Raw genomic sequence first — 25682 nt, forward strand, 5'->3', positions numbered from 1 at the left:
CCAGCGCCTAATCCGTTCGCGCCAGTCTGGCGCGGGATTGTCCATCCCCCGCGCCTGTGCGATATTGAAGGCTTCGACGCAGAGACGGTGCGCGCCGCCCTCTGGCGGGCACGCCAGGCGAATAGCAGGAATGGAATTCGGACAATGAACAATATCTACAAAGCGCCGGAAGCACCGCTGACCAACGGCGATGGGCAGGGGCCCCACGGCTCGCTGGAAAAGGCCGTCGCCGGGGACTACGAACTCTCCATCGGTGCCATCATCAACGAGGCTTGGGAGCGCACCAAAGGCAACAAGGCCACCATCTGGCTGGCGCTGATACTGTATACGCTGGCGCTCGTGGCGCTGATGTTTGTAGCCGGCAAGATCAGCGGCTACGACCCCTACCAGATAGAACACGACAACTTTTCCCTCGGCGCTTACGGCCTGTACCAGCTGATCGTCACCGTCGGCGCGGCACCGCTGGCGACGGGCCTGATCATGCTGGGCATCAAGCTGGTACGCAGTGAACCGGCGGCGCCCACGGAAGTGTTTGCCCACTTCAACAAGTTCCTGCCGCTGGTGGTCGCCAATCTGCTGATTACCCTACTGGTCTACGCCGGCCTTTTCCTGCTGGTGCTGCCGGGTATCTACCTGGCAGTGGCCTATATGATGGCCCTGCCGCTGATTGCGGATAGAGGCCTCGGCATCTGGCAGGCGATGGAGATCTCGCGCAGGGCGATCACCACGCACTGGTTTGCGTTTTTCGGCCTGGGCATCGTACTTTGCCTGCTGATTCTGGCCGCCTCCATTCCACTGTTGCTGGGCCTGATCTGGGTATTGCCGCTGGCGATGCTCGCCATGGGTATCGCCTACCGCAATATGTTCGGCGGCGCCGAGCAAACCGACACGTAACAGACCACCATCCACCAACAACTCAGGGAGCGGTGGTTTGCTGGACACCACCTATAACGTCGAGACGCCGGAGGGCATCGATCTGCGCGCGCAGGCCGCCGGGCCGGTGCCGCGTATTCTGGCCTATGGAATCGATTTCCTGATCCGCCTCGCGGTTTTTATTGCACTGCGCATTGCGCTGGCATTTGCCGACCGCGCCGGCGACGGCATCGTGCTGCTGTGCACCTTCCTGCTGGAGTGGTTCTACCCGGTGCTCTTCGAAGTACTGCGCAACGGCCAGACCCCGGGCAAGAAGGCCTTCGGCCTGATGGTGGTCAACGACAATCTCACCCCGATCTCGTGGGGCGCCTCGATCCTGCGCAACCTGCTGCGCTTCGCCGACTTCCTGCCATTCGCCTACGCCAGCGGTGTGGTCAGCATGGTGCTGAATCGCAACTTCCAGCGGCTCGGCGATATGGCCGCGGGCACGCTGGTGGTGTATCGCCAGGCACAACACCAGGCCGCGACGCTGCCGCAGGTGGCACCACTGGCGCCGCCCGCCGGGCTGCAGCTGGCCGACCAGCAGGCCATCATCAGCCTGACCGAGCGCCACGCGGAATTGAGCGATGCGCGCCAGCGCGAACTGGCCGGCCTGCTCGAGCCGGTTACCGGCAAAACCGATCGCGCCGCGCTGGGTTACCTGCGCGCAGTGGGCTGCTGGTTACTGGGCGAACGCCGGGGCGGAGGCCGGGCGCAATGAAGCAACGGGATTTCGAACACCGCTACGGCGCCGGCTGGGACGCGCTTGAGCAGTGGCTCGCCGGCGCCGGTGACCGGGGCGGCCACAAGGGAGCCGGCCGCGAGGCTGGCGACACCGTCACCGATCTGCCCGCCAGCTACCGCGCGCTATGCCAGCAGCTGGCAGTGGCCAAGGAGCGCCAGTACACCAACCAGCTGATCGATCGCCTCAACCGCCTGGTGATGGCTGCCCACCACCGCGTCTATCGCCAGCAGACGCTGCGTCGCAACACCTGGCTGTGGTATCTGCAGGCCGGTTTTCCACAGGCAGTGCGCGCGCAGAGCCGCACCGTGTGGCTGGCCGCGGCGCTGTTCGTGCTGCCGGCCCTGGTGATGGGCATCGGCAGCTATCTCGACGACGCGCTGATCTATTCGCTGATGTCGCCGGAGCAGGTGACCAGTTTCGAATCCATGTACGACCCGGGCAACCGGGTGCTCGGCCGCGAGCGCGGCTCGGACTCCGACCTGATGATGTTCGGCTTTTATATCGAGAACAATATCGGTATCGCCTTTCGCACCTTTGCCGCCGGCCTGCTGTTCGGTGTCGGCGCCATCTTCTTCCTGGTATTCAATGGTCTCTACCTGGGCGTGGTGTTCGGCCATATTACCCGCGTCGGCTTCGTCGCCACTTTCTATCCGTTCGTGATCGGCCACGGTGCCTTCGAGCTGACCGCCATCGTACTGGCCGGCGCCGCCGGTCTGCGCCTGGGGCAGGCGCTGATCGACCCCGGCGGCCACCGGCGCCTGGTGGCCCTGCGCCGCGCCAGTACCGAGGCGATGAAAATTGTCTACGGCACCTTCCTGATGCTGGTGGTGGCCGCGTTCCTGGAAGCCTTCTGGTCATCCAGCGCGACGCTGCCGATCGGCGTCAAACTGGGCGTCGGCGCACTGCTGTGGTTGCTGGTGCTGGCCTACTTCGCGCTCGCCGGGCGCGGCAGTGCCAGTGCCGGGGAGGCAGAGCCGCATGGATCTTAATCGCCTGGCCGTGCGCGCACGGCTGCGCTCGCCGTGGGAATCCATCGACCTCGGTATCGCCCTGGCGCGCGGCCAGTGGTGGACACTGTGTGCGGTGTGGCTGCTGCCGGCGGCACTGCTGTTCACCGCCGGCGCGCTGGTTTTTCCGGATTCACCCACGCTGGTGTTTTTGCTGGTGTGGTGGCTGAAGCCGGTGTACGACCGGCTGCCGCTGTTTATCGCCAGCCGCGCACTGTTCGGTGAATCGGTGTCCGCAGGCAGCGCATTGCGCCAGTTCTTCGCGCAGAACCGCCGCGACTGGTTCGCGTGGCTGACCTGGCGGCGCCTGTCGCCGACGCGTTCATTCGATCTGCCGGTGACGCTGCTGGAACAGAGCAGCGGGGCCACGCGCAGTGCGCGCATCGGCGTGCTACACCGCAAACACACCGGCGCCGCCACCTGGCTGACCATCGCCGGCACGCACCTGGAATTCTTCCTGATGCTGGCGCTGCTGGCGCTGATTTACCTGTTTGTTCCCGAACAACTGCATATCCAGTGGCTGCCGTTTCTGAGCAGCGGCGCCAACTGGCTGGAGTGGGCACTGAATGGCCTCTACCTGCTGGTGATGGCCGCCGTGGCGCCTTTCTACGTGGTAGCGGGGTTCTGCCTGTATATCGGCCGACGCATCGAACTCGAGGCGTGGGATATCGAGATCCAGTTCCGCACCCTGCGCCAGCGCCAGCGCCAGCAGCGCAACGAGCACCGGCGCGCCGGTGCCGCGGCGCAATTGCTGCTGCTGTGCGCGCTGGGCATCGCCACCGCGGTGCCGGCCCCGGCCAGCCGCGCCGACACCCCGCAGCAGGCGCGCGAGTCGATCGACAAGGTCCTCGCCGGTGATGATTTCCACCGGCGGGAAACCGAGCACGGCTGGCGCCTGAAAGAAACGCAGGAAAACAACGAAGCCTTCCCGGAATGGCTGATCAGGTTGATCGAGTGGCTGGAACAGCGCTCCGCGGACAAAGACGATGCGAGTGACGATACGCCGTCCGGTTTCGGCCCGCTGATCGGCGGCCTGATCGAGGTGCTGCTGTGGGGCGGCGGCGCCGCGCTGGTGATCTACCTGCTGTGGCAGTACCGCGAGCCGCTGCGCAACGCGCTGCGGCTGCGTCCGCGACGCCGCGCACCACCGGTGACCACACCGGAAACCCTGTTCGGTCTCGACGTGCGCCGCGACAGCCTGCCCGACGACGTCTGCGCCGAAGTCCTGCGCCTGTGGGCCGCCGGCGACCAGCGCACCAGCCTCGGACTGCTGTATCGCGCCACCCTGGCCCACCTGATCGAGCGCTACCAGTTCGAATTCGGCGACCACCTGACCGAGCGCGAGTGCGCCGGGCTGGTCAAGCGCCGCCACCGCGACACCGGCGAATCGGCCCGGCCCAATGCATCGGCTGAGCCAGATAAAGCGTCGCGCCTCGTCAGCGCCGCGCTGAGCCATTTCGTGCAGCGCCTCACCGGCACCTGGCAACAGCTTGCCTACGCGCACCGCGCCCCGGCGCCGGCACAGCTGCAGCAGCTATGTGAACAGTGGCGGGAGGTCTTTGCCGATGAGAGCTAAGCCCTTACTCACCACCGCCGTGGCTGCGCTGCTGTGCGCCGCGGCCGTCGCGCTGTTCCTGCGCTATTTCGAGCGCTACAGCGAGGAGGCGGATCGCGGCTGGGGCGACGCGGCGCGACGCGATCCCTATCTCGCCGCCGAGCTGTTTCTCACCGCCGCCGGCCACCACAGCCGCCGCGCCGACAACCTGGCGGTGCTGGACAGCCTCGATACCGATACCACCCTGTTCATCGCCTCCAGCACCCAGGTGTACAACGCCGACAAGGCCAGCGCGCTGCTCGACTGGGTAGAGCGCGGCGGCCATGCGATCGTCGTGGCGGCCGACCGCGGCGAGAACGAACGCGACTGGCTGCTCGACCCGCTGGGCACCACAGTGGTCACCGGCAGCACCGACTTCTATGGCAACAACCCGCTGCAGCAGCTGCTCGGTGGCAACGCCAAGGACTACGAGGACAAGAAAGCCAGCGAGATACTGCGCGAACACAATCGCAAATTGCGCGAGGCCAGCGGTGACGGCGAGGAGCGGGGCGCACAGGGCGACAGCAACAAGGACAGCGCCAAAGGCGACGCCGACGCGCCACCGCGCGACCCGGATGTGGACGACGCCCACCTCGCCCTGCTCGGCGATAACAGCGGCACCCAGTACCGCGTCTACTTCAACCCGCTGCACCTGCTCTGGCACCCGGCGCTGGCGGAGAGCGACGCGCGCAGCGCCGAGGGTGGCGACCCGGTGTCCTGGGCCCGTATCGACAGCGAGGACGCCGGCGTGCCGCTGCTGCAGTTCGAGCGCGGCGACGGCCTGCTCACGCTGCTGGCCGACGCCGGCCTGTGGCGCTCCGAGCGCATCGGCCAGTTCGACAACGCCTACCTGCTGAGCGAACTCGCCGCCGACGGCGACGTGGTACTGCTGACGCAGCCGCGCTTCGACGCGCTGCCGGTACTGGCGCGGCGCTACGCCAGCGAGTTTTTCCTCGCCGGCGGCCTGGCGCTGATCGCCTGGCTGCTGCTGCGCACCCAGCGCTTCGGGCCACGCGCCGCGGAGCCGCAGACGGCGCGGCGCTCGCTGCTCGAACACATCGCCGCCTGCGGCCACTACTACTGGCGCAGCAATCGCGCCGAGCGGCTGCTGTGCGGCTACCGCACGCGCCTGTTGCGCCGCCTCGGCGGCGACAACGCCAGTGCCGGCGTGCGCCGCCGCCTGTGCGTTGAACTCAACGCGCGCACTCCCCTGACCGAATCCCAGATTGCCGCCTGTCTGTGGGGCGACCCGCCCCGCGACGAGGACACCTTTACCGAACAGATGCGCAACCTGCAGCAAATCGAGGCAGCCCTATGAGCGAAACCCATTCCCCGAGCGAATCCAATGCCGCCGCGGCAGCCGCGCCCGACTGGCAGGCCGCCGGCACGCAACTGGCGCAGCTGCGCAGCACCATCAACCGTCTGCTGATCGGCCAGGAAGCGGTGGTCGACCAGGTGCTGGTGGCCCTGCTGGCGTCCGGTCACGTGCTGCTGGAAGGCGTGCCGGGCCTCGGCAAGACGCTGCTGGTGCGCGCGCTGGCCAACTGCTTCGGCGGTGACTTCCGCCGCATCCAGTTCACCCCCGACCTGATGCCGGCGGATGTCACCGGCCACGCCATCTACCAGATGGCCGAGAGCCGCTTCGAGGTGCGCCGCGGCCCGGTGTTCACCAACCTGCTGCTGGCCGACGAGATCAACCGCGCCCCGGCCAAGACCCAAGCCGCGCTGCTGGAAGTGATGCAGGAGAAGCAGGTCACCATCGATGGCGAGGCGCTGCCGACCCCGCGGCCGTTCATGGTGCTGGCGACCCAGAACCCGATCGAACAGGAGGGCACCTACCCGCTGCCGGAGGCCGAGCTGGACCGCTTCCTGCTCAAGGTGCTGATCGATTACCCCAGCCTCGAAGCGGAGCTGCGCCTCGCCGCCGCGGCCAGCGGCGGCCGCATCGAGCGCGCGCTGGAGCAGCCGCTACCCGGACGCATCTCGGTCGCGCAGCTGCAGCGCCTGCAGGCGCTGGTGCCGCGGGTGGCGCTGGATCAGCAGGTGCTCGACTACGCCGTGCGCCTGGTGCGCGCCACCCGCGGTGCCGCGCAGCTGCGCAGCGCCGCCGGCCCGCGTGCCAGTATCGGCCTGCTGCAGGCCGCGCGCGCCAATGCGCTGCTGGCCGGACGCGAGTTCGCGCTGCCCGACGACGTCAAGGCAATGGCGATCCCGGTGCTGCGCCACCGCGTGGGCCTGGCGCCGGATATGGAAATCGACGGCGAGACCCCGGACTCGGTGCTGGCACAGATCATCGCCTCGGTGGAGGCGCCGCGCCTGTGAATTCCAGCAGCGGCAGCATGAGCGAAAGTGTCGCGCTGGGTGAAGACCGCGCGGCCATCGCCCCCGGTGCCGCTGCGCGGCCCAGCCCCCGGTTAGTGGTACTGCTCGGTTACTGGTGCCTGGCGGCACTGGCAATCACAGCCGCGCGACTCTGGCTGCCGGATGCCGCGCCCGCAATCGCCACGCTGTGGTGGGCCGCCGGCGCGCTGCTGCTGGCGGCAGCGCTGCTCGACTGGACCACCGGTCGCCGCGTGCGCGGCCTGCAGGGCCTGCGTCAGGTGCCCGGCAACCTGGCGCTGGGCGTGCACAACCGCGCACGGCTGACGCTGCGCAACGACGGTCCGCGCCCGCTGTTGCTGGAGGTGGGCGATCAGCTGCCGGTGCAGCTGCGCGCGCGCGAACTACCGCGGCGCGCGCACCTGACCCCGGGCCAGCAGGTACAGATCGACTACCCGCTGGTGCCGCAGCGCCGCGGCCTGGCCCGTTTTGGCAGCATCGAGGCGCGGGTCGGCTCGCCCTGGGGCCTGTGGCAGAAGAAGGTGTGGCTGGGCAGTGCGCAGGACGTCAAGGTCTACCCCAACTTCCTCGGCATCTCCTCGCTGCAGGCACTGTCTACCGAGCAGAGCCTGCGCCACCTGGGCCTGCACCAGCAGCAGCGCCGCGGCGAGGGTATGGACTTCCGCCAGCTGCGCGAATACCGCCGCGGCGACAGCCAGCGCCAGGTCGACTGGCGCGCCAGCGCGCGCATGCGCAAACTGATCAGCCGCGAGTACCAGGACGAGCGCGACCAGGAGATCGTCTACCTGCTCGACTGCGGCCGGCGTATGCGTGCCAAGGACGGCGAACTCAGCCATTTCGACCACGCCCTCAACGCCGTGCTGCTGTCCGCTTACGTGGCGATCAAGCAGGGCGACGCCGTGGGCCTGCACGCCTTCGCCCACGATGGTGATGGCGGGCACCTGCCGCCGGTGAAAGGCGAGGGCGGCATCAACCTGCTGCTCAACGGCGTCTACGACCTGCACTCGGGCACCGCACACAGCGATTTCAGCGGCGCCGCCCAGCAGCTGCTGGCCGCGCACAACCGCCGCGCGCTGGTGATCCTGGTCACCAACCTGCGCGACGAAGACAGCGACGAGCTGCTGGCCGCCGTGCAGCTGCTGTCGCAGCGCCACCTGGTGATGGTCGCCAGCCTGCGCGAAACTGCCGTGGACGCGCTGCAGCGGCGCCCGGTCAGCACCTTCGGCGACGCGCTGCAACTGGGCGCCGCCGAGGATTTCCTGCAGCGCCGCGCACGGCTGTTGCAGCAGCTGCGCGCGCGCAACGTGATCGTCGTCGACGCCCCGCCGGAGCAGCTGCATATGGCGCTGGTGGAGAACTACTGGCGCCTGAAGCGCAGCGGACAGATCTGACTTTGAGTTTTGAGCCTCGTTCGAGGAGCCGGGACCGGGTACGCCTTTCCGGGACACGCGGTGAATACATCCCTGTACGCTCGTAATCGACATCCCTGTCTCATACGGTCCCGGAAAGGCGTACCCGGCCCCGGCTTGTGGCAAACTGCCAGTCCGCAACTCCGCAGCCGCCCCTCTCCCCATCCGCGAGAACTCAATGCGCAGGCCACCGGCAGTGGGACCGCCACCAAGCCATCTATTGTCGCAATCACCCCGACTGTCCGCAGCGCCCTCCCAGGCGTATAATCCGCCTCCGCAGGACGCAGGCGGCCACCCGCCGCCGATCCAACAGGAACAAGCTGTCAAATAACCGAGTGGTCCAGACCCATGCTCAACCTCGCCGAACTCAAGTCCGCCGCGGTGAAAACCGACCCCTTTCCGTATTTCCACCTCGAAAAATCGGTGCAGCCGGAACATATCAACGCGCTGATCGACGAGTTTCCGGTGCTGGACCAGGGCGGCAGCTTCAATTTTGCCGACTTCGACACCCCGGCCAAGCTGCGCGCCTTTATCGAGGAATTCGACAGCCCCGAGGTGCGCCGCATCATTGAGCAGAAGTTCGACGTGGACCTGGCCGGCAAGCCGATGATGGCCACGCTGCGCGGCTACTCGCGGGCCAAGGACGGACGCATCCACACCGACTCCAAGACCAAGGTGATCACCATCCTGGTATACCTGAATAAAGACTGGGAGCCGGAATCCGGACGCCTGCGCATCCTGCGCAGCGGCACCGATATGGACGACTACGCCGAAGAGCTGCTGCCGGGGCCGGGTGCACTGGTCGCGTTCAAGGTGACGGACAACTGCTGGCACGGCTACCCCAGCTTCGAGGGCCGCCGCCAGGCGATCCAGATCAACTTCCTGACCGGCGACAGCGCCCGCAGCAAGCACCAGTTCTTCCACGGCATCAGCGCCAAGCTCAAGAAGCTGTTTCGTTAAGCTGCGCGAACGCGGCGACGAAAAGCCAACGACACAGTGACACGCCGCAGGCGGCATCGGAACCCGGAGAGGCCCGCCGCCCCGCCGCAGTGCCCGGCCCCGACCCGCTGGCGCGGATCAACGAAGCGGGGCGGTCGCTGTGGTCGAAGAGGGGAGGAGCTTCCAGGGAGTTGGTGGTGCAAAGCCCGTCTGGCGGGCGAACACAAGGTTCGCCCCTACGGAACCCGCCTATTGGTCATAGCAGCTGCAGTGCGCAAAGCGCTGCAGTAAGGGGCGGACCTGGTGTCCGCCCTGGGCGCCGCGACGCGGCTCAGAAGCGATAGCTGAGGTTGATTGTCAGCGAGCGCAAATGCCCGAGACCGTAGTGGTTTACCCTGCCGACGTCGTTGTAGTTGTACTCGATCGACGTGTCGAAATCCCGCGTCCACATATAGCGATAGCCGACGCCGGCATTCCAGTAGTTGTCGTAGCCGTGTTCGTCGACCGGGATCAGCCAGCCGTTATCGCGTATGGCATCCAGGTCGATTTCGGCATAACTCCAGCCAGCCATCCAGTAGAGACACTGCACGTCGCAGTCGAGGGTGAAGTCCACTTTGAAGTTAACCCCGTACTGGTCGACGGAAATGCCCTCGTCGGAAAAGTTGGAGTAGCGCAGCTCTACCTGCCACAGCCCCACCGTCGGCGTAATCCCCACACTGCCGTAGGCAAAGGTATCCCGGTCATCGTTGACCTGCTGTTCACCGATACCGGCGCCGAGGGTGCCGATCACCCGGTATTCACCGGCGCAGATTCCCTCGATCGGATTGTTCCACTCCACCGCCGAGGCGGCTGCCGAACACAGCATGGCGAGAGCAAACAGAACTTTTTTCATTGCAACCTTCCTTGGCGATCTTCCTGTTCGATATCAGCAGCGGGTCAGGGGATTTTCAGCGCTCGGTTTTCCGCGGTGCCGGTGACTCCGCATCGTCGACATCAATAATGGCCCAGATACCGTCGACAAACGCCGGATTGCCGCGCAGCGTATCGACATCGCCGGGCGGCGGCGGCGCATCACCGGCCACGCGCAACTCTTCCAGTCGCTGCGCGATGGTCTCGGCCATTTTCTGCAGGGTGGCATCGAGGGAATCCGCGTGGCAGTGGCAATGGGGGAGGTCCGGGGCAATAGCACCGAAGCCGGCGTAATCAATCTGGTGAACCACGACGGGGTAGCGCATCGGGAGTTACTCTTATATAGCGTTAACTCACCAAGCGTAGACGGAAATTATTCTTTCGTGACAAATTGGCGCGCTATGCGCGGGGGCAAAGGAGAAGGGATTCGCAATTTTGGCTCGAGCCCGCAACAGCGTTGCAGGGGCGCTGCCGGACACGGCACCGTGTAAGCGCGGTCAGCGCGGAATCCGGCCCAACAGGGCGCGGCGAGAAAAGATCATCTCCCGGTAGGTCTGGTGCAGCGTGACATCCAGCTCGCTGTCGGCGCCGCGGGTCTCCTCCATCTGCCGCTGCAACCAGTTGATCTCGATTTCCAGCTGGTGACGCAGTTTGCGAATCTCGTTTTCACTCAGATTGACGTGCGCCTGGTGGGCTTGGGACATGGCTCTACCTCGAACTGGTGTGACGGGCACCACCGCATTGCGGGGCCCCGTCACTCAGGTAAAGCTTAGTCGAGCGTCGCTTACTTGGTGAGCAAGTCGCGCCAGTTGAACGACGAGTCACCGATTACATAGAAGAACGGGTTCAGCAGGGAGTCCTTGCTGTTGTAGCGCAGCAGCTCGAATTGCTCGTCGACGACGGTGCCGCCGGCGGCTTCCACCACCGCCTGCGCCGCGGCGGTATCCCATTCGCAGGTGGGCGCGAGGCGCGGATACAGGTCGGCGGCACCCTCCGCCACCAGGCACAGCTTCAGCGAGCTGCCCATATTCTTGCACGCCACGCTGCCCAGAGCGCCCTCGATGCGTTCCACCAGCTGGTCCACGGCACCGGCGCCGTGGCTGCGGCTGGCAACCAGCTCTACAGCCTCGCCGGCCTCCAGGCGCGGCTGCAGGCTGCGCACGCGGATCGCGGATTCGCCGTCGGCAGTGCGCTTGAATGCGCCGTCGGTCTTGCTGCCCGCATAGGTGATATTCAGCACCGGCACATAGACCACCCCCAGCACCGGCTCGCCGTTGTCGATCAGTGCCACATTGACGGTGAACTCGCCGGTGCGGCGGATAAATTCCTTGGTGCCGTCGAGCGGGTCGACGATCCAGTAGCGCTGCCATTGCTGGCGCTCGTCGAAAGACGGTAGCTCCTGCTCTTCCGACAGCACCGGCACACCGTCGAGCAGTTCGGCCAGCGCCGGGGCCAGCACCTTGTGCGCGGCCAGGTCGGCGGCGGTGACAGGGGAATCGTCCGCCTTGGTTTCCACTTGCAGCTCGGCGCTGCTGTTGTACACGGCGAGAATCGCCTCGCCGGCGCGCTCGCAGATTTCGATGACCTGTTCCAGTAATGCCTTGTCCATAATTCCCCCGTTAAATTGAACGCCGCATTATACGCACTCACCGTCGGCGAGCCACGCCGACAATCCCCGCGCGCCGCCAGGCGCCAGCGCAGCAGCTGTGGACAGTTTCTAGGCGGGGAACAGGTCGTCGATGGACAGATAGCGCTCGCCGGTGTCGTAGCTGAACACCAGCACACGGCTGCCGGGGGCGAAATCCGCCTCGCGCTTTTTCACCGCAGCGAGGCTGGCACCGGATGAGATACCGACGAAGATGCCCTCCTGCAGCGCGCACTGGCGCGCCATGTCGAAACTCTCCTCCTCGCTCACCTGGACGGTACCGTCGAGGGTGCCCACATTGAGGATGTCGGGGATAAAGCCGGCGCCGATACCCTGCAGGCGGTGCGGACCCTTTTCGCAGCCGCTGATCACCGCGGACTTCTCCGGTTCCACGGCGAAGGTCTGCAGTTGCGGGAACGCCTGCTTCAACACCTCGCTGCAGCCGGTGATATGGCCGCCGGTGCCGACGCCAGTGATCAGGTAATCGAGCCCCTCGGGGAAATCCGCGATGATCTCCCGCGCCGTGGTGTCGCGGTGCACCTGCACGTTGGCCGGGTTGCGGAACTGCTGCGGCATCCAGCTGTTGTCGTGCGCATTCAGCAGCTCCTGCGCTTGTTCGATCGCGCCGGGCATGCCGGTTTCCTTCGGTGTGAGCACCAGCTCCGCCCCCAGCGCCTTCATGATCTGGCGCCGTTCCATCGACATGGATTCCGGCATGGTCAGGATCAGGCGGTAGCCCTTCACCGCCGCCACCATCGCCAGGCCGATGCCGGTATTGCCGGAGGTAGGCTCGATGATCACGCCGCCGGGCTTCAGCTCGCCGCTGGCCTCGGCCGCCTCGACCATCGCCAGCGCGATGCGGTCCTTGATGCTGGCGCCCGGGTTGAAGCGCTCCACCTTCATCCACACCTCGATATCCGGGCGGAACAGGCGATTGATGCGGACGTGGGGGGTATTGCCGATGGTCTCGAGAATATTGGCTGCTTTCATGCGCGACGCTCTCCCTAGTTCATACACGGTTATGCCGGGCTGGCGTGCCGGCTCGCAGTGGCAATTGCACCGCCGCCGGCTTTGCCAAATACTGGCGGAATCATTCCGGTGTGATAGCGCCCACGAGCAGACCACAAAACCGACAAAAATACGAGTGCTCCCATGATGACCGCCGACGCCCAACCCCTGCCCAACGATGCCCGCTGGCTCGCTGCCTTTGGCGCCAGCGCGGCCCTGTACATGGCCCTCGACGCACTGGCTATCGACGGCCTGTGGATGCCGGCGCTGAAGATTGTTCCCATCGCGCTGCTGCTGGTCATGGCGCGGCAGCGGCTGCAGGGCGCCACCCGCACCCTGATCACCGCGGCGCTGCTGCTGTCGGCCGCGGGCGATGTGCTGCTGGCACTGGATTTCCCCAACCAGTTCGTCTTCGGCCTCGGCGCCTTCCTGCTGGCACAGCTCACCTATGCCGGCGGCTTCCTGCGCGCGGCCGACTTCCGCTGCCGCCGCTTCTGGATGCGCGGCCTGCCGGTCATTGCCGCGGCGCTGCTGCTGGCGCGCCTGCTGCTGCCGGCGGCCGGCGCCATGGCGCTGCCGGTACTGGCCTACCTGCTGGCGATCGTGGCCATGGCGCTGTCCGCGGCCGCCCACCGCGGCGACTCGGCGCTGCTGTTCGCCGGCGCACTGACCTTCATGGCCTCGGATACGCTGATCGCGCTGAATAAATTTATCGCGCCGCTGCCGCTGGCCGGCACCGCAATCATGCTGACCTATTACGGTGCCCAGCTGGCCATCCTGTACGGCACCGGGCGCGCGCGGGCATAATAGTGGCAGGCGAGGGCCGGGCTATAGTCAGCCCGCCCCCGATGACTGCGAGGTACGCGAATTTGATGTTCGACTGGCGAGAGATAGACACGGTGCTGCTGGATATGGACGGCACGCTGCTCGACCTGCACTACGACAACCACTTCTGGCTCACCCACCTGCCCCGGCGCTATGCCGAGATCCGCGGTATCCCGCTGGCCGAGGCGGAAACCCAGCTGGATACGCAGATCCATTCCCGCCGCGGAACCCTGGAGTGGTACTGCCTGGACTTCTGGTCACAGGAACTGGGCATGGACGTACCGGCCCTCTACCGCGAGACCGCCGACCGCATCGCACTGCGCCCGCAGACCGAGGCCTTCCTCGGCGGCCTGCGCAAGCTCAAAAAAGAGGCCCTCCTGGTCACCAATGCGCACCCGAACGGCCTCGATCACAAGCTGGAGATCACCGGCATCGACCGCTGGATGGACGGCATCGTCTCCTCCCACGACCTCGGCCACGCCAAGGAGAGCGGTCTGTTCTGGCACGCGCTGCAGGAGCGCCAGCCGTTTGACCCCGGCCGCACCCTGTTCGTCGACGACAACCAGAGCGTACTGGCCGCCGCCCGCGACTACGGCATCGCCCACCTGCTGTGCATCCGCCAGCCGGACAGCCAGGGGCCGCTGCGGGAGATCACCGATTTCCCGGCGATTCACCAGTTCGACGAAATCATGGAAATTTGATCAGTGGCGCTCCCTACCGGGGAGAAAAGAATGCCACTACCAAAAGCGAAGGCCCTGATACCGGGGGAAGTTTGCGGGACCGTATGAGGCATGGATGCCGATTACGAGCGTACAGGGATGTATTTAAGGGGGGCGCCTAGCCCGTGTCCCGCAAACTTCCCCCGGTAGCAGGGCCGCCACCGACCTCCCTTACAGGCACCAGTAACAAGAGGGAGAGTTACCGCCGCTCCCAAAAACTGATTTAACAAACCCAATATCAATGGAAAAAGTACGCATCGACAAATGGCTCTGGGCCGCGCGTTTCTTCAAGACCCGCAGTATCGCCAAGCAGGCGATTGAGGGCGGCAAGGTGCATGCCGATGGCCAGCGGGTCAAAGCCAGTAAAGAGATCACCACCGGCACCACCCTGACCATCCGCCAGGGCTGGGACCAGGTGGAAGTGGAAGTGGTCGCGCTGTCCGACCAGCGCCGTGGCGCCGATATCGCCCGCACGCTCTATCGCGAAACCGACGCCAGCGCCGCCCGCCGGGAACAGACGCGCGCCGAGCGCCAGGCCAGCAATGCCGGTATCCGCGCCGAGCGCCCCAACAAGAAGCAGCGCCGCCAGATTCACCGCTTCCTGCGCGAACAGGACTGATCCCGGTACCGGGCAGCCCTTGCGGGGGGGTAGCGTCGTGCGCCCAAGCGGCGTGCAACTGCTAAACTGGCTGCGCAACCAGCGACAAAAAACCCCGATAAGACAAGCGGTCCACAATGAAACGACTCCTCGCCCTCGCCCTGCTGATGCTGTTCGCCGTGCAGTCTGTCGCCGCCGACAGCGAACAGGAGCAGCTCAAGCGCTCCATCATCAAGATCTACACCACCGCCGCCGCCCCGGATTACTTCAATCCCTGGGCCCTGCTGAACCCGCAGCAGCTGTCCGGCTCCGGCGCCGTGATCAGTGGCAAGCGCATCCTCACCAACGCCCACGTGGTCGCCAACGGCAGCTACATCCAGGTACAGCGCCACGGCGACGCGAAGAAATTCCGCGCGCGGGTGCGATTCATCTCGCACGAGGCGGATCTGGCCCTGCTGACGGTAGAGGACGACAGTTTCTTCGATGGCACCCGCCCGCTGGCCGTGGGCAAATTGCCGGAGCTGCAGGAAGAGGTCACCGTGTACGGCTACCCGATGGGCGGCAAGTCCCTGTCGATTACCCGCGGCGTGCTCTCGCGGGTCGAGCACCAGTTCTATGCCCACGCCGGCAGCTACCTGATGGCCGGCCAGATCGACGCCGCCATCAACCCCGGCAACAGCGGTGGCCCGGTGATCTCCCACGGCCGTATCGTCGGCGTCGCCATGCAGACCAACCACAGCCAGGGCGCCGAGAACCTCGGCTATTTCGTGCCGCCGAGCGTGATCAAACACGTGCTCCAGGATGCCGGAGACGGCATTCAGCAGGGCTTTCCTGAACTGGGGGTCGTCACCCAGAGCATGGAAAGCCCGGCGATGAAGGCCGCCGCCGGCCTCAGCGAAGACCAGGAAGGCGCGCTGGTGGTGAAGGTGTTCGGCGACGCCCCCGCCGCCAAGGTCCTCAAACCCGGCGATGTGCTGTTGTCGCTGGATGGTCTCGATATCGCCGCCGACCGCACCGTGGAATGGCGCGAGAACCAGCGCACCAACTACCACTACGCCATCGATCGCCACCACGTGGGCGACCAGCTGCCGGTGCGCTTCTCCCGCAACGGCGAAATCCACAGCGCCCGCATCGCCCTGGCCGCGCCGCCACCGTCGCGCTCGCTGGTGGTCAGCGAACAGTACGACCAGCGCCCGCGCTATTACATCTACGGCGGTGTGGTGTTCGTGCCGCTGAACATGAACCTGATCAAGCGCTGGGGCAACAACTGGCACTCCAAGGCGCCGATCGACTACCTGTATGCCCGCAACCAGTGGAGCGATGCCCAGCACCGCGAACTGGTGGTGGCGCTGAAAGTGCTGCCCGCCGCGGTCAACCTCGGCTACCACGACTGGAAAAACTGGATCATCGATTCGGTCAACGGCCACCCGATCGAGGACTTCGACGAATTCGCCCAGCTGATGGAAAACAACCAGCAGCCGTTCGTCGAATTCCGCGATGAATCCGGCTACCGTATGGTCATCGACGCCGCCGCCGCGCGCGAGCAGCAGCCGCTGATCCTGCAGACCTACCACATTCCCCAGCGCCATTCGCCGGGGTTGTTCAGCACACTGGCGCAGAAGCAGCGCGAGGCAGATGCCCTGAGCGCCCAGTGACGCGCCGGCGACAGGCCGCGGCGAGCGAAGCATAAGCACAACGCAACCGCATCGAGGGGAGGGAAGGACGTGAACGCAACACGGATCTGTGCCGCACTGCTGCTGGCAGTGGCGATGACGGCCGCCGCCGACGGCGGACTCTACCGCTGGGTCGACGCAGACGGGCAGGTGCACTACAGCGACCAGCCGCCGCCGCAGGGCAAGGCGGAAAACGTGGCCGGTGCACTGCGCCCGATCAACAGTGCCGACGCCACGCAGGTGCAGCGCACGCACCACAGCCAGCAGGACAGCGTGCAGCAGCAGTATGAGGCGCGCAAACAGCAACAGGCCAGGCAGCATCAACGGCAGATGGCGAGCGCCTGCCGGCGCGCGCGGCGCGACCTGCACCTGCTGCAGGGGCGGGTCGCGTTCATCGACGAGAGCGGCAAGGAAGTGAAAATCACCGAGCGCGAGCGCCAGCAGCGCGCCGCCGCGCTGCAGCAGCAGATTGCCCGGGTGTGCGGCTAGCGCGCACATTCCGGCCGGCGACGGCAACAAGGTTTGCACCGGCGCCGGCCAAGCGCGCGGGGGTATAACGCCCGCGGCGCAGGCGAACTACCATTTAAGGACAGCGGCCTCTAAAATCCCGCGGTTTTCCATAACCGAGATCACCGAGCCATGTCCGACCAGCTGGAACGTTTCATCCTATCCCAACACGATATCCGCGGGCAGATGGTGACCCTCACCGACGCCTACCGCGCCGTGCTGGAAAACAACCAGCTACCACAGCCGGTGGCGGAACTGCTGGGCGAATTCCTCGCCGCCGCCTGCCTGCTGTCCACCACGCTCAAGTTCGAGGGCCAGCTGACCCTGCAGGCCCGCGGCGAGGGCAGTGTGCCGCTGATCATGGCCGAGTGCACCCACCACAGCGACCTGCGCGGTATTGCCCACCTGGAAGAAGGTGCGCAGATTGCCGACGATGCCACACTGCTGGAACTGATCGGTGCGCGCGGTATCCTCGCCATTACCATCGTGCCCCGCGACGGCGAGCGCTACCAGGGCGTGGTGCCGCTGGAACGGGACTCCCTGGCGCAGTGCCTCGAGGACTACTTCACCCAGTCGGAGCAACTGCAGACCCGTTTCTGGATCGAGTCCAGCCCGCACACCGTAGGCGGCATCATGCTGCAGGTACTGCCCGGCAACAACGCCGCCAGCGCCGAGGAAAACCGCGATGCCTGGGAGACCGCCCAGCACCTGGCGGAGACCGTCACCGCCGAGGAACTGCACCAGCTACCCCACGACCAGCTGCTGCACCGGCTGTTCAACCAGCTCAAGCCGGCCACTCTGGGCACCGCCAATATCCGCTTCAAGTGCAGCTGTTCCCGCGAGCGCAGCGCCCGCGCGCTGATCTCGCTGGGCCCCGAGGAGGTCTACCGGCTACTCGAGGAGCAGGGTGGCGAGATCGCCGCCGACTGCCAGTTCTGCAACACCCAGTACCGCTTCGACCGCGCACAGGTGGAAGCACTGTTTAACGCCCCCCCGCACACCCTGCACTGACCCGGTCGGCGCGCCGTTGCCGTGGCGGCGCGCAAGCACACATCCCGATGACCAATGGGCCACTTTGATTCCATAAACAGCAAAAATCCCGCTGCCGCCGCCGAGCGGGGCGGCGCCGGTATCAATCCGCTCGACGCGGCGTGCCCGGCGCAACTCCCCACATAGACAGACTGGCGTGAGCCGCGCTGTCATTGCGCTGTCAGCGCGTTGCGACACCCCTTAATTCACAAAATCAATGTAGTATTTTTACACGATCCATCGTATGGATGGGAAAGTACAAAATTTTCGCTGACAACGCTGTCACAGAGCAAAAAATAACCAATTTTTCTACCCGGTGAATTTGAAGTTTGCCATAATGCGCCCCCCCATTTCCGGCGGCCGCAACTCCCGCAGGGGCGGCCACACTAAGTTTTCTATACACAACTTCACGGGTAATCGACGAATGGCACAGATCGATGACACGGTGCAGGTCCTGAAGAACCTGGCGCCGGCGAAACTGGTGGAACAGGCGCTCAAGCGCGGCGAGGGCAAGCTGTCTGATACCGGCGCCCTGGTCGCTGAAACCGGCGCACGCACCGGGCGCTCTCCGGCAGACCGCTTCGTGGTGGAAGAAGCCTCCACCAGCGACAGCATCGATTGGGGCAGCGTCAACCGCCCCTTCCCGCAGGACAAGTTCGATGCCCTGTGGAGCCGCGTCGAGGACTTCGTCGCCAGCCACGACAGCTTCGTGCAGGAGCTGCACGTCGGCCAGGACGAGGACCACTACCTGCCGGTACACGTGACCACCCAGACCGCTTGGCACAACCTGTTCGCGCACAACATGTTTATCCGCGCCGACAAGTACAATCCTAAGGGCAAGCAGGAGTGGCGCATTCTGCATTCCGCCAACTTTGCCTGTGACCCGTCGCGCGACGGCACCAACTCCGAAGGCTGCGTGATTATCAACTTCGGCCAGCGCAAGGTGCTGCTGGCGGGTATGCGCTACGCCGGTGAGATGAAGAAGGCCATGTTCTCGGTACAGAACTTCCTGCTGCCGGAAAAAGACGTGATGCCGATGCACTGCGCCGCCAACGTCGGCACCGACGGCGACACCTGCCTGTTCTTCGGCCTGTCCGGTACCGGCAAGACCACCCTGTCCGCCGACCCGGAGCGCTTCCTGATCGGCGACGACGAGCACGGCTGGGCCAAGGGCGCGGTGTTCAATATCGAGGGCGGCTGCTACGCCAAGACCATCAACCTGAGCAAGAAAAACGAGCCGGTGATCTGGGATGCCATCCGCTTCGGCGCCATCGTCGAGAACGTGGTCACCGACGACAAGGGCACCCCCGATTACCACGACACCAGCCTGACCGAAAACGGCCGCTGCTCCTACCCGCTGGAGCACGTCGAGAAGCGCCAGCTGGAAAACCGCGCCGGTGAGCCGAAGAACGTAATCTTCCTGACCTGCGACGTGTCCGGCGTGCTGCCGCCGGTGTCCATCCTGTCCAAGGAGGCCGCCGCCTATCACTTCCTGTCCGGCTACACCGCCCGTGTGGGCTCTACCGAGCTGGGTGCGGAAGCGGGTATCCACCCGACCTTCTCCACCTGTTTCGGCGCCCCGTTTATGCCGCGCGCGCCGCGCGAGTACGCCGACCTGCTGATGAAGCGCATCGAGGACTTCGGCTCCCGTGTCTACCTGGTCAACACCGGCTGGACCGGCGGCTCCGGCGACAACGGCAAGCGTTTCCCGATCCCGGTAACCCGCGCGGTCATCGCCGCGATCCAGAGCGGCGCGCTGGAAGGTGCCGCCACCGAGCACCTGGAAACCCTGAACCTGGAAATCCCGCTGGAAGTGCCGGGCGTCGACAAGGGTTACCTGAACCCGCGCAGCGCCTGGGCCGACACCGCCGCCTACGACGAGCAGGCAGCCAAGCTGGCCAAGCTGTTCGCCGAGAACATCGAGAAGTTCCAGGTCAGCGACACCGTCAAGGCCGCCGGCCCCAAGGCCTGATCCGCACCCGGCGGCCGTGCCCGCCGCACTGGATCCCCGGGCTCTAACCCCAGCCCCGCCAAGCCCCCTTCACGGGGGCTTTTTTGTGCCCGGACGCGGCGCTTTTTACAGCTATAGTGAAAGAAGGCGCGCCGCCGTGCGCCGCCATTTGTAGCAGTACACGCGAGTGGCCGATGCCCCATAGTTCCCCGAGCAGCACCCTCGAATTCTACTTCCGCCCGCAGCCCTGTGGCCGTTACGCCAACCGCTGGGTGATCGCCAGTATTTCACTGTTGCTGATTGCCGTGCTCGCCACCCTGTGGCTCTACCTCTACACCAAAACCCTGAACAAGCCCTTCGTCGACATCAAGGGCTATCGGGTACCGACCCAGGAGAGCTTCGAGCGCTTCCTGCGCCAGGGGGACCACCGCGCGCAATTCCGGCGGCTGGAGGACTACCTGCAGCGCAGCGGCGTCGGCGATGCGATCGATCCGCGCACACTGTTGCGCCAGGGCACCGACTGGCTGGACTACAACGAGCCGGCCTTCGCCATAGCGCCGAAGTCTACCTGGCGCAATATGGTCGCGACCCTCGCGCTGCTGCGCGATGAAATCGTGCCCGCAATCGGCCCGGTGACGGTGCTGTCCGCCTACCGCAGCGCCAATTACAACCGCCGCAGCGGCGGCGCCAGCACCAGCCGCCACCGCGACTTTTGCGGCCTGGACCTGGTGCCGCAATCCAATATCAGCCGCAAGGAGCTGGGCGAGGAACTGAAGGCGCTGCACGCGCGCCTGGGGCCGGAAAGCAACATGGGGCTCGGGCTGTCGACAAAACTGCGCTTCCATATCGACACCTGCGGCTACCGCAGCTGGTAACCGCGGAGGCGCGAGACCGCGATGGAAATCCACGAAACCGAAGACCACGAATACGTCGACATCCACATCGAGCGACGCCGTGTCATCTGGATCACGGGGCTGGTGCTCGCCGGCGTGATCGCACTGGTGGTGCTGACGGCGGACAAAGTAAGTGAGCTGGCCGAGCGCGTCGTCAGGCCAGTGCCGTATCGCCCCATCCCCGAGGTCTACGATATCAAGGGCTACGACGCGGCCTCCGAGTTCGCGTTCGAAAAATTCCTGCGCAAAGGTAGCAATCGCGAGCAGTTTGCCGCGCTGGAAAATTATCTGCAGAGCAAGCAAGTGGACGATGTGGTGCCCCTCTATGAGTTGCTGCGCCAGGGCAGCGACTGGCAGAAGGTGGGAGAACCGGCGTTCGCGATACCGCCGCCAAAATACTGGCAGAGCATGGTCAAAACCCTGCGCGCGGTGCGCGAGGAAGTGATCCCCGCCGTGGGCCCGGTAATGGTGTTGTCGGGCTGGCGCACCAGGGTCTACAACCGCAAGGCCGGCGGAGCCAGGACCAGCAAGCACATGCATTTCTGCGGCCTGGACATGGTGCCGCAGCGCAACTTTACCCGTAAGAAGCTGATTCCCATCCTGCGCACCATCCACCAGCGAGACGGCAAGCGCTGGAACATGGGGCTCGGCATCTACAGCGGTATCCGTTTCCATGTCGACACCTGCGGTTACCGGCGCTGGTAAAAAGCAACCGCTTCTGCTTACATAGGCGCGACATCTATTCTACCCCCGCGGCGCGGCCAGTGTGCCGCCCGCGCAAAATAATAAAGAGGGATACCGTCGGTGCTGGAAAACCTGGAAAGGCGCTCGTTTATCTTTACCCTGCTGCTGGTAACGCTGGCCTTTGCGCTGCTGCTGAAGCCCTTCTTCACCCCGATTTTCTGGGCCTGCGCCATCGCGCTGATCTTCTTCCCGGTGCACCGCCGCCTGCTGCAGCGCCTGCCCGACTGGCCCAACCTGATGGCGCTGCTCACCCTGCTGTTGTGCGTGATACTGGTGGTGATCCCGGTATTGCTGGTGGCCAGCTCGTTTATCAACGAAGGCGTGGGTCTGTACCAGAAAGCCCAGGACGGCCAGATCGATCTGTCCCAGCAGATCGAGCAGGTGCGCAGTGCCTTCCCCGGCATCAACGCCTTCTTCGACCGCATCGGCGTCGACCTGGACGAGCTGAAGCAACGGCTGCTGGGCGGTGTCATGAGTGCCGGCAGCTTCCTCGCCCGCAACGCGCTGGCACTGGGGCAGAACACGCTGAACTTTTTCATCATGCTGGGGCTGATGCTCTACCTGACGTTCTTCCTGATTCGCGACGGGGAGAAGCTGGTCGCGCTGCTGATCCGCGCGCTGCCCCTCGGCGATGAACGCGAGCACCTGCTGCTGGCCAAGTTTGCCGAAGTCACCCGCGCGACGATCAAGGGCAACCTGGTAGTGGCCCTTACCCAGGGCACCCTCGGCGGCATCATTTTCTGGATACTGGGATTGCCGGCGCCGCTGCTGTGGGGGGTGGTGATGACGCTGCTGTCGCTGCTGCCCGCAGTCGGCGCCGCGCTGATCTGGTTCCCGGCGGCCCTCTACCTGTACGCCACCGGCGATATGGTCAAGGCCTCCGTGCTGATGCTGTACGGGGTGCTGGTGATCAGCCTGGTGGACAATATCCTGCGCCCGATCCTGGTGGGCCGCGACACCAAGCTGCCAGACTATATCGTGCTGTTTTCCACCGTCGGCGGCCTGATCATGTTCGGCATCAGCGGCTTCGCCATCGGCCCGCTGCTGGCGGCACTGTTTATGGCGTTCTGGGAAATCTTCATGCGCGAGTTCATCAATTCCTCTGCCGAGGCCGGCTAGCCATCGCGCCCGCTCTGGTTGCCCGGTGATCCACCCGCGGGGGCACATCCGTATCAGTAGTGATATCGCCGTGACGCGGCAATCACACTGCCGCTGTGACGTTAGCAATGGCGTCGCCCGCCGCGCGCCATTAGCATAGGCGGGACCACAACCGACCCGACACCCAACATAGATGGAGAAGCCATGATTCGTTTAGCGAGCTTTCTACTGGCCGCCCTTACCAGCCTGCCGCTAATGGCGCTGGAAGCGGGCCAACCGGCACCGGACTTTACCCTGCAGGCCTCCAACGGCAAGACCTATTCACTGGCAGACTTCAAAGGCAAACAGGCGGTGGTCATCGCCTGGTTCCCGAAAGCCTTCACCAAGGGCTGCACCATCGAGTGCAAATCCCTGGCCGAGAACGGCCACCTGATCCGCGATTACGATGTGACCTACTTTATGGCGAGCACCGACGAAGTAGATACCAACAAGAAGTTTGCCGAGAAGCACGAAGCCGATTTTCCGCTGCTCAGCGATCCGGATGGCGCTGTAGCCAAGGCTTACGATGTGCGTGTGCCGGTGGCCAATATCGCGCGCCGCACCACTTTCTATATCGGCAAGGACGGGCATATTCTCAAGGTGGACGACAAAATCCACCCGGCCACCAGCGCCGAGGATATCGCCAAGACCCTGGGCGAACTCGGCATCCCCAAGAAAGGCTGAGCGCGCGCCGGTTACCGACCACCGGCACCACCTCCGCCATCAGCAAACGGTCGCAGTAGCGACCGTTTTTGTCATCGCCGTGGCGATGTTCTCGCAGAGAGATTCGGCCAACTGGTGAGAGGCCAGGTTGCGCGCCACCGTGCGCGCATCCAGCTGGCCACTTGCGATAACGCCAAACCAGTCGTCCAGCATCGCGCTGAAGCCCTTACTCGCCAGCATCGGCGTCCAGTCCGGCAGCACCAGGCGGGCTTCATTACCGCCGCACCAGCTGCGCCCCTCGGTAAATGAATCGAACTCGTAGGCGGCGTTGGTGAACTGGGCGCTGACCCGCTCTGCGGTGCGGCCAAATTGCCGGTTCATCGATGCGTGCAGCAACATCTCTCCGTGCTGCCACTGCACATCCACCCGCGCCAACTGCCCGCCGTCGCGCTGGCAGGTCACGAATGCATCTTCCAGGCTTGCCCGGCCGTACAGGTTGACGCTGTCGAGCGGGTGAATGAAGTCGTCAAAGATAAAGTTGCGCAGTGCGCCGGCCTGGTCAAAGCGGTGCTTTTCCCAGCGCAGCGCGCGCAGGTCCGCGCGCTCGCCCCGCTGTAGCCCCGGCAGATGGCGCTCGAACAGGGGAATATGGCGGCGATTAAAGCCCACATAAAGTGGCTGGCGCACCCGGTGCGCCAGCTCATACAGGCGCTCGCAGTCCGCCGCACTGGCCGCCAGGGGCTTGTCGACAAACGTGGGAATCCCCTGGCGCAGAAAAAAAGCCGCAATTTCCGTGTGCGCCGCCGTCGCCGCGTGGATCATCACGGCATCCACTGCCAGCGCCGGCAGTTCGCGATAGTCCCGGCAGTATTCGGCCACGCGGTAGCGGCGCGCCAGTTGCTGCAGGCAGTCGCCGTCACGCGTGCACAGCACCAGGTCGACACCCGGCCACTGGCTCAATAGCGGAAGATAGGCCTTGCGGGCGATATCGCCGAGACCGATGACGCCGAGTTTCATGATGCCGGCTCCGGGTGTCTGCAGAGAAGGGGTATTGCCGCGCGGGGCACTGCGTCGCTTTGCCCGGCGCTCATTACAGCTCGATAAACCGCGGCAGCAGCATCAGGATCAGGCCCACCAAGACCAGGGCCAGCGGGCTCTGGAAAAAGTACGGGTAGATCATCAATGCCAGCCCAGCCAGGCGGGCAACGACATTGGACTGTTTTTTCCCATACAGGAAGTAGGCCATGCCGATGGACCCGAAGACCAGCCCCCAGAGCAAATTGGCTGTATTCATAGAACGCGCTCCCACCTGTGCGTACCGACCATTTTCCGCAGCGGTACCCACACGCGCGGACACCGGTGGCGGAAAATATAACAGCTTGTACGGCAATGATCGAAATCTGGCGGGCAGAGGCGGGAGAAGGGGCAGGCACCGGACACCAGTGCAATGGTGCCGCCGCTTGCCTTCGGCAGTGTGGCTAATCGACGGGGCTGTGCTGTGCGCGTTCGGCGCGTTGCAGGCGTGCGTTGAGTTCCGACATCGGCGTCTGTTCCACCAGCAGCCAGCCCTCGGCGCCGCGGTCCAGATCGGCAATCAGCAGTATGACCACGGAAAATGCGAGTGCCAGCGTCAACGCCACCTGTGGCGAACCACGCCGGCCGGTACCCAGCTGAAAACCGATACCGAACATCGCCAGCGCCGTGATCGCGTACAGCACCACCCAGATCGGTGTGGGAATGCGGTAGCGAATCCCCACATACAGCCGCGAGGTATGAGCATCGATCAGCTGGTTGAGCGGCTCGTAGAAGCCCTGCAGCCGCTCACCGTCATAGCCCGCGGCACTGAGCCGCGCAACCAGCTGCCACAGCTGATCCTGGACAGCCTCGCTAGCGGCGATACGCTGATCGAAGTCGGGAACCGACTTGGGGTTGATATCCCGTAACTCCACATACTTCGCCACCAGCGCGCGCGCCTGGCGGCGCTCCGCCGCCGGGAGTAGATCTGCGCGCAAATAGGTTGTCGCGAGCGTGTTCACTTCGCTCAACAGCAGCACCTTGCGCTGATTGAAGAGATCAGCCGCCATATTGAAAGTGAAAGCCAGCATAAACGCTAGCAGCCCGAGCGTGGCCGCGACGGCGCTGCCGAGCGAGGCATCGCTGGCAGTGCCGTGACGCACGGACCGGCGCCCCAGATAATTGCCAATACCCATGGTGACCAACACCAGCAGGATGGTGTAGCCATAGATCTCGGGCAGGCTGAAACTGGTCAGGAAATCGGTCTTCGGCATGGCGGGCCCCGGCCTTTACGGGCAAGTTTGGCCCAAAAAGGGAGTCCATGCACTGATGAACATCGATAGAGCGCAAGCCCGCACCGGACTTTCTGTCTCCGTATCCGGTTTCCGCGTACCCGCTGTCTGGGACGGCTTTCCCTGTTG

27 protein-coding genes are annotated in these 25682 nt (G+C 65.0%); 19 read left to right on the forward strand and 8 right to left on the reverse strand.

The window, feature by feature from the left end:
* The first annotated feature begins 144 nt into the window (after positions 1 to 144).
* From ABDK11_RS18730 to ABDK11_RS18765, 8 genes are all read left to right on the forward strand, one after another.
* Entirely contained in the window at positions 145 to 894 is a 750-nt protein-coding gene (locus ABDK11_RS18730) for a hypothetical protein (RefSeq protein ID WP_346838052.1), read from the forward strand.
* A gap of 37 nt (positions 895 to 931) precedes the next feature.
* Positions 932 to 1633 (forward strand): RDD family protein, encoded by a 702-nt coding sequence (locus ABDK11_RS18735; RefSeq protein ID WP_346838053.1) that lies wholly within the window; start codon positions 932 to 934, stop codon positions 1631 to 1633.
* Positions 1630 to 2646 (forward strand): stage II sporulation protein M, encoded by a 1017-nt coding sequence (locus tag ABDK11_RS18740; protein ID WP_346838054.1) that lies wholly within the window; start codon positions 1630 to 1632, stop codon positions 2644 to 2646. The genes ABDK11_RS18735 and ABDK11_RS18740 overlap by 4 nt, the downstream gene beginning before the upstream one ends.
* On the forward strand, positions 2636 to 4240 hold the full coding sequence (locus ABDK11_RS18745) for a DUF4129 domain-containing protein (protein ID WP_346838055.1): 1605 nt from the start codon (positions 2636 to 2638) through the stop codon (positions 4238 to 4240). Before ABDK11_RS18740 ends, ABDK11_RS18745 begins: the two co-directional genes overlap by 11 nt.
* Positions 4230 to 5576 (forward strand): DUF4350 domain-containing protein, encoded by a 1347-nt coding sequence (locus ABDK11_RS18750; protein WP_346838056.1) that lies wholly within the window; start codon positions 4230 to 4232, stop codon positions 5574 to 5576. The genes ABDK11_RS18745 and ABDK11_RS18750 overlap by 11 nt, the downstream gene beginning before the upstream one ends.
* On the forward strand, positions 5573 to 6580 hold the full coding sequence (locus ABDK11_RS18755; RefSeq protein ID WP_346838057.1) for a MoxR family ATPase: 1008 nt from the start codon (positions 5573 to 5575) through the stop codon (positions 6578 to 6580). Before ABDK11_RS18750 ends, ABDK11_RS18755 begins: the two co-directional genes overlap by 4 nt.
* 17 nt (positions 6581 to 6597) lie before the next feature.
* Positions 6598 to 7989 (forward strand): DUF58 domain-containing protein, encoded by a 1392-nt coding sequence (locus ABDK11_RS18760; protein ID WP_346838058.1) that lies wholly within the window; start codon positions 6598 to 6600, stop codon positions 7987 to 7989.
* 366 nt (positions 7990 to 8355) lie between these two features.
* Positions 8356 to 8967 (forward strand): 2OG-Fe(II) oxygenase, encoded by a 612-nt coding sequence (locus tag ABDK11_RS18765; RefSeq protein WP_346838059.1) that lies wholly within the window; start codon positions 8356 to 8358, stop codon positions 8965 to 8967.
* Between the two features lie 310 nt (positions 8968 to 9277).
* Here the strand turns inward: ABDK11_RS18765 and ABDK11_RS18770 are convergent, their stop codons facing one another.
* From ABDK11_RS18770 to cysK, 5 genes are all read right to left on the reverse strand, one after another.
* Positions 9278 to 9838, reverse strand: coding sequence for an outer membrane beta-barrel protein (locus ABDK11_RS18770; RefSeq protein ID WP_346838060.1), 561 nt, complete (start codon positions 9836 to 9838; stop codon positions 9278 to 9280).
* A 55-nt stretch (positions 9839 to 9893) separates the two neighbouring features.
* Positions 9894 to 10181, reverse strand: coding sequence for a type II toxin-antitoxin system HicB family antitoxin (locus ABDK11_RS18775; protein ID WP_346838061.1), 288 nt, complete (start codon positions 10179 to 10181; stop codon positions 9894 to 9896).
* A gap of 171 nt (positions 10182 to 10352) precedes the next feature.
* On the reverse strand, positions 10353 to 10559 hold the full coding sequence (locus tag ABDK11_RS18780) for a hypothetical protein (RefSeq protein WP_346838062.1): 207 nt from the start codon (positions 10557 to 10559) through the stop codon (positions 10353 to 10355).
* 80 nt (positions 10560 to 10639) lie between these two features.
* On the reverse strand, positions 10640 to 11464 hold the full coding sequence (gene cysQ / locus ABDK11_RS18785) for a 3'(2'),5'-bisphosphate nucleotidase CysQ (RefSeq protein WP_346838063.1): 825 nt from the start codon (positions 11462 to 11464) through the stop codon (positions 10640 to 10642).
* Positions 11465 to 11572: 108 nt separating this feature from the next.
* Positions 11573 to 12490: a cysteine synthase A gene (cysK, locus tag ABDK11_RS18790; RefSeq protein ID WP_346838064.1), complete on the reverse strand. Its 918-nt coding sequence runs from the start codon at positions 12488 to 12490 to the stop codon at positions 11573 to 11575.
* A 162-nt stretch (positions 12491 to 12652) separates the two neighbouring features.
* On the opposite strand from cysK, the gene ABDK11_RS18795 reads away from it, so the two are divergent.
* From ABDK11_RS18795 to ABDK11_RS18845, 11 genes are all read left to right on the forward strand, one after another.
* On the forward strand, positions 12653 to 13315 hold the full coding sequence (locus ABDK11_RS18795; protein WP_346838065.1) for a lysoplasmalogenase: 663 nt from the start codon (positions 12653 to 12655) through the stop codon (positions 13313 to 13315).
* Between the two features lie 65 nt (positions 13316 to 13380).
* Entirely contained in the window at positions 13381 to 14034 is a 654-nt protein-coding gene (yrfG, locus tag ABDK11_RS18800) for a GMP/IMP nucleotidase (protein WP_346838066.1), read from the forward strand.
* A 259-nt stretch (positions 14035 to 14293) separates the two neighbouring features.
* Entirely contained in the window at positions 14294 to 14671 is a 378-nt protein-coding gene (locus tag ABDK11_RS18805; RefSeq protein ID WP_346838067.1) for a S4 domain-containing protein, read from the forward strand.
* 116 nt (positions 14672 to 14787) lie between these two features.
* A complete protein-coding gene (locus tag ABDK11_RS18810) occupies positions 14788 to 16305 on the forward strand; it encodes a serine protease (RefSeq protein ID WP_346838068.1) in 1518 nt (505 codons plus the stop codon).
* A gap of 69 nt (positions 16306 to 16374) precedes the next feature.
* The gene (locus tag ABDK11_RS18815) at positions 16375 to 16812 is read left to right on the forward strand and encodes a DUF4124 domain-containing protein (RefSeq protein WP_346838069.1); all 438 of its coding nucleotides are present in this window, start codon (positions 16375 to 16377) and stop codon (positions 16810 to 16812) included.
* A 150-nt stretch (positions 16813 to 16962) separates the two neighbouring features.
* The gene (gene hslO / locus ABDK11_RS18820) at positions 16963 to 17841 is read left to right on the forward strand and encodes an Hsp33 family molecular chaperone HslO (RefSeq protein ID WP_346838070.1); all 879 of its coding nucleotides are present in this window, start codon (positions 16963 to 16965) and stop codon (positions 17839 to 17841) included.
* Positions 17842 to 18283: 442 nt separating this feature from the next.
* A complete protein-coding gene (locus ABDK11_RS18825; protein WP_346838071.1) occupies positions 18284 to 19831 on the forward strand; it encodes a phosphoenolpyruvate carboxykinase in 1548 nt (515 codons plus the stop codon).
* 173 nt (positions 19832 to 20004) lie between these two features.
* Positions 20005 to 20685 (forward strand): D-Ala-D-Ala carboxypeptidase family metallohydrolase, encoded by a 681-nt coding sequence (locus tag ABDK11_RS18830; protein WP_346838072.1) that lies wholly within the window; start codon positions 20005 to 20007, stop codon positions 20683 to 20685.
* A gap of 21 nt (positions 20686 to 20706) precedes the next feature.
* Positions 20707 to 21408: a D-Ala-D-Ala carboxypeptidase family metallohydrolase gene (locus ABDK11_RS18835; protein WP_346838073.1), complete on the forward strand. Its 702-nt coding sequence runs from the start codon at positions 20707 to 20709 to the stop codon at positions 21406 to 21408.
* Between the two features lie 99 nt (positions 21409 to 21507).
* On the forward strand, positions 21508 to 22566 hold the full coding sequence (locus tag ABDK11_RS18840) for an AI-2E family transporter (RefSeq protein WP_346838074.1): 1059 nt from the start codon (positions 21508 to 21510) through the stop codon (positions 22564 to 22566).
* Between the two features lie 183 nt (positions 22567 to 22749).
* On the forward strand, positions 22750 to 23268 hold the full coding sequence (locus ABDK11_RS18845) for a peroxiredoxin (RefSeq protein ID WP_346838075.1): 519 nt from the start codon (positions 22750 to 22752) through the stop codon (positions 23266 to 23268).
* A gap of 39 nt (positions 23269 to 23307) precedes the next feature.
* On the opposite strand, the gene ABDK11_RS18850 is transcribed toward ABDK11_RS18845, so the two are convergent.
* The 3 genes from ABDK11_RS18850 to ABDK11_RS18860 form a co-directional block, all read right to left on the reverse strand.
* Positions 23308 to 24264 (reverse strand): Gfo/Idh/MocA family oxidoreductase, encoded by a 957-nt coding sequence (locus ABDK11_RS18850; RefSeq protein ID WP_346838076.1) that lies wholly within the window; start codon positions 24262 to 24264, stop codon positions 23308 to 23310.
* Between the two features lie 73 nt (positions 24265 to 24337).
* The gene (locus ABDK11_RS18855) at positions 24338 to 24541 is read right to left on the reverse strand and encodes a hypothetical protein (protein ID WP_346838077.1); all 204 of its coding nucleotides are present in this window, start codon (positions 24539 to 24541) and stop codon (positions 24338 to 24340) included.
* 184 nt (positions 24542 to 24725) lie between these two features.
* A complete protein-coding gene (locus tag ABDK11_RS18860) occupies positions 24726 to 25535 on the reverse strand; it encodes a hypothetical protein (RefSeq protein ID WP_346838078.1) in 810 nt (269 codons plus the stop codon).
* Positions 25536 to 25682 lie beyond the last annotated feature (147 nt).

The organism is Microbulbifer sp. SAOS-129_SWC (assembly GCF_039696035.1).
Classification (GTDB): Bacteria; Pseudomonadota; Gammaproteobacteria; order Pseudomonadales; family Cellvibrionaceae; genus Microbulbifer.

Excerpts from the sequence above, each read along its gene's own strand:
- ABDK11_RS18775 (WP_346838061.1), bottom strand. The coding sequence starts at position 10,181 with ATGCGCTACCCCGTCGTGGTTCACCAGATTGATTACGCCGGCTTCGGT.
- ABDK11_RS18745 (WP_346838055.1), top strand. The coding sequence starts at position 2,636 with ATGGATCTTAATCGCCTGGCCGTGCGCGCACGGCTGCGCTCGCCGTGG.
- yrfG (WP_346838066.1), top strand. The coding sequence starts at position 13,381 with ATGTTCGACTGGCGAGAGATAGACACGGTGCTGCTGGATATGGACGGC.
- cysQ (WP_346838063.1), bottom strand. The coding sequence starts at position 11,464 with ATGGACAAGGCATTACTGGAACAGGTCATCGAAATCTGCGAGCGCGCC.
- hslO (WP_346838070.1), top strand. The coding sequence starts at position 16,963 with ATGTCCGACCAGCTGGAACGTTTCATCCTATCCCAACACGATATCCGC.
- ABDK11_RS18750 (WP_346838056.1), top strand. The coding sequence starts at position 4,230 with ATGAGAGCTAAGCCCTTACTCACCACCGCCGTGGCTGCGCTGCTGTGC.
- ABDK11_RS18780 (WP_346838062.1), bottom strand. The coding sequence starts at position 10,559 with ATGTCCCAAGCCCACCAGGCGCACGTCAATCTGAGTGAAAACGAGATT.
- ABDK11_RS18740 (WP_346838054.1), top strand. The coding sequence starts at position 1,630 with ATGAAGCAACGGGATTTCGAACACCGCTACGGCGCCGGCTGGGACGCG.
- ABDK11_RS18830 (WP_346838072.1), top strand. The coding sequence starts at position 20,005 with ATGCCCCATAGTTCCCCGAGCAGCACCCTCGAATTCTACTTCCGCCCG.
- ABDK11_RS18760 (WP_346838058.1), top strand. The coding sequence starts at position 6,598 with ATGAGCGAAAGTGTCGCGCTGGGTGAAGACCGCGCGGCCATCGCCCCC.
- ABDK11_RS18795 (WP_346838065.1), top strand. The coding sequence starts at position 12,653 with ATGATGACCGCCGACGCCCAACCCCTGCCCAACGATGCCCGCTGGCTC.
- ABDK11_RS18810 (WP_346838068.1), top strand. The coding sequence starts at position 14,788 with ATGAAACGACTCCTCGCCCTCGCCCTGCTGATGCTGTTCGCCGTGCAG.
- ABDK11_RS18770 (WP_346838060.1), bottom strand. The coding sequence starts at position 9,838 with ATGAAAAAAGTTCTGTTTGCTCTCGCCATGCTGTGTTCGGCAGCCGCC.
- ABDK11_RS18755 (WP_346838057.1), top strand. The coding sequence starts at position 5,573 with ATGAGCGAAACCCATTCCCCGAGCGAATCCAATGCCGCCGCGGCAGCC.
- ABDK11_RS18845 (WP_346838075.1), top strand. The coding sequence starts at position 22,750 with ATGATTCGTTTAGCGAGCTTTCTACTGGCCGCCCTTACCAGCCTGCCG.
- ABDK11_RS18855 (WP_346838077.1), bottom strand. The coding sequence starts at position 24,541 with ATGAATACAGCCAATTTGCTCTGGGGGCTGGTCTTCGGGTCCATCGGC.
- ABDK11_RS18825 (WP_346838071.1), top strand. The coding sequence starts at position 18,284 with ATGGCACAGATCGATGACACGGTGCAGGTCCTGAAGAACCTGGCGCCG.
- cysK (WP_346838064.1), bottom strand. The coding sequence starts at position 12,490 with ATGAAAGCAGCCAATATTCTCGAGACCATCGGCAATACCCCCCACGTC.
- ABDK11_RS18850 (WP_346838076.1), bottom strand. The coding sequence starts at position 24,264 with ATGAAACTCGGCGTCATCGGTCTCGGCGATATCGCCCGCAAGGCCTAT.
- ABDK11_RS18805 (WP_346838067.1), top strand. The coding sequence starts at position 14,294 with ATGGAAAAAGTACGCATCGACAAATGGCTCTGGGCCGCGCGTTTCTTC.
- ABDK11_RS18765 (WP_346838059.1), top strand. The coding sequence starts at position 8,356 with ATGCTCAACCTCGCCGAACTCAAGTCCGCCGCGGTGAAAACCGACCCC.
- ABDK11_RS18835 (WP_346838073.1), top strand. The coding sequence starts at position 20,707 with ATGGAAATCCACGAAACCGAAGACCACGAATACGTCGACATCCACATC.
- ABDK11_RS18730 (WP_346838052.1), top strand. The coding sequence starts at position 145 with ATGAACAATATCTACAAAGCGCCGGAAGCACCGCTGACCAACGGCGAT.
- ABDK11_RS18860 (WP_346838078.1), bottom strand. The coding sequence starts at position 25,535 with ATGCCGAAGACCGATTTCCTGACCAGTTTCAGCCTGCCCGAGATCTAT.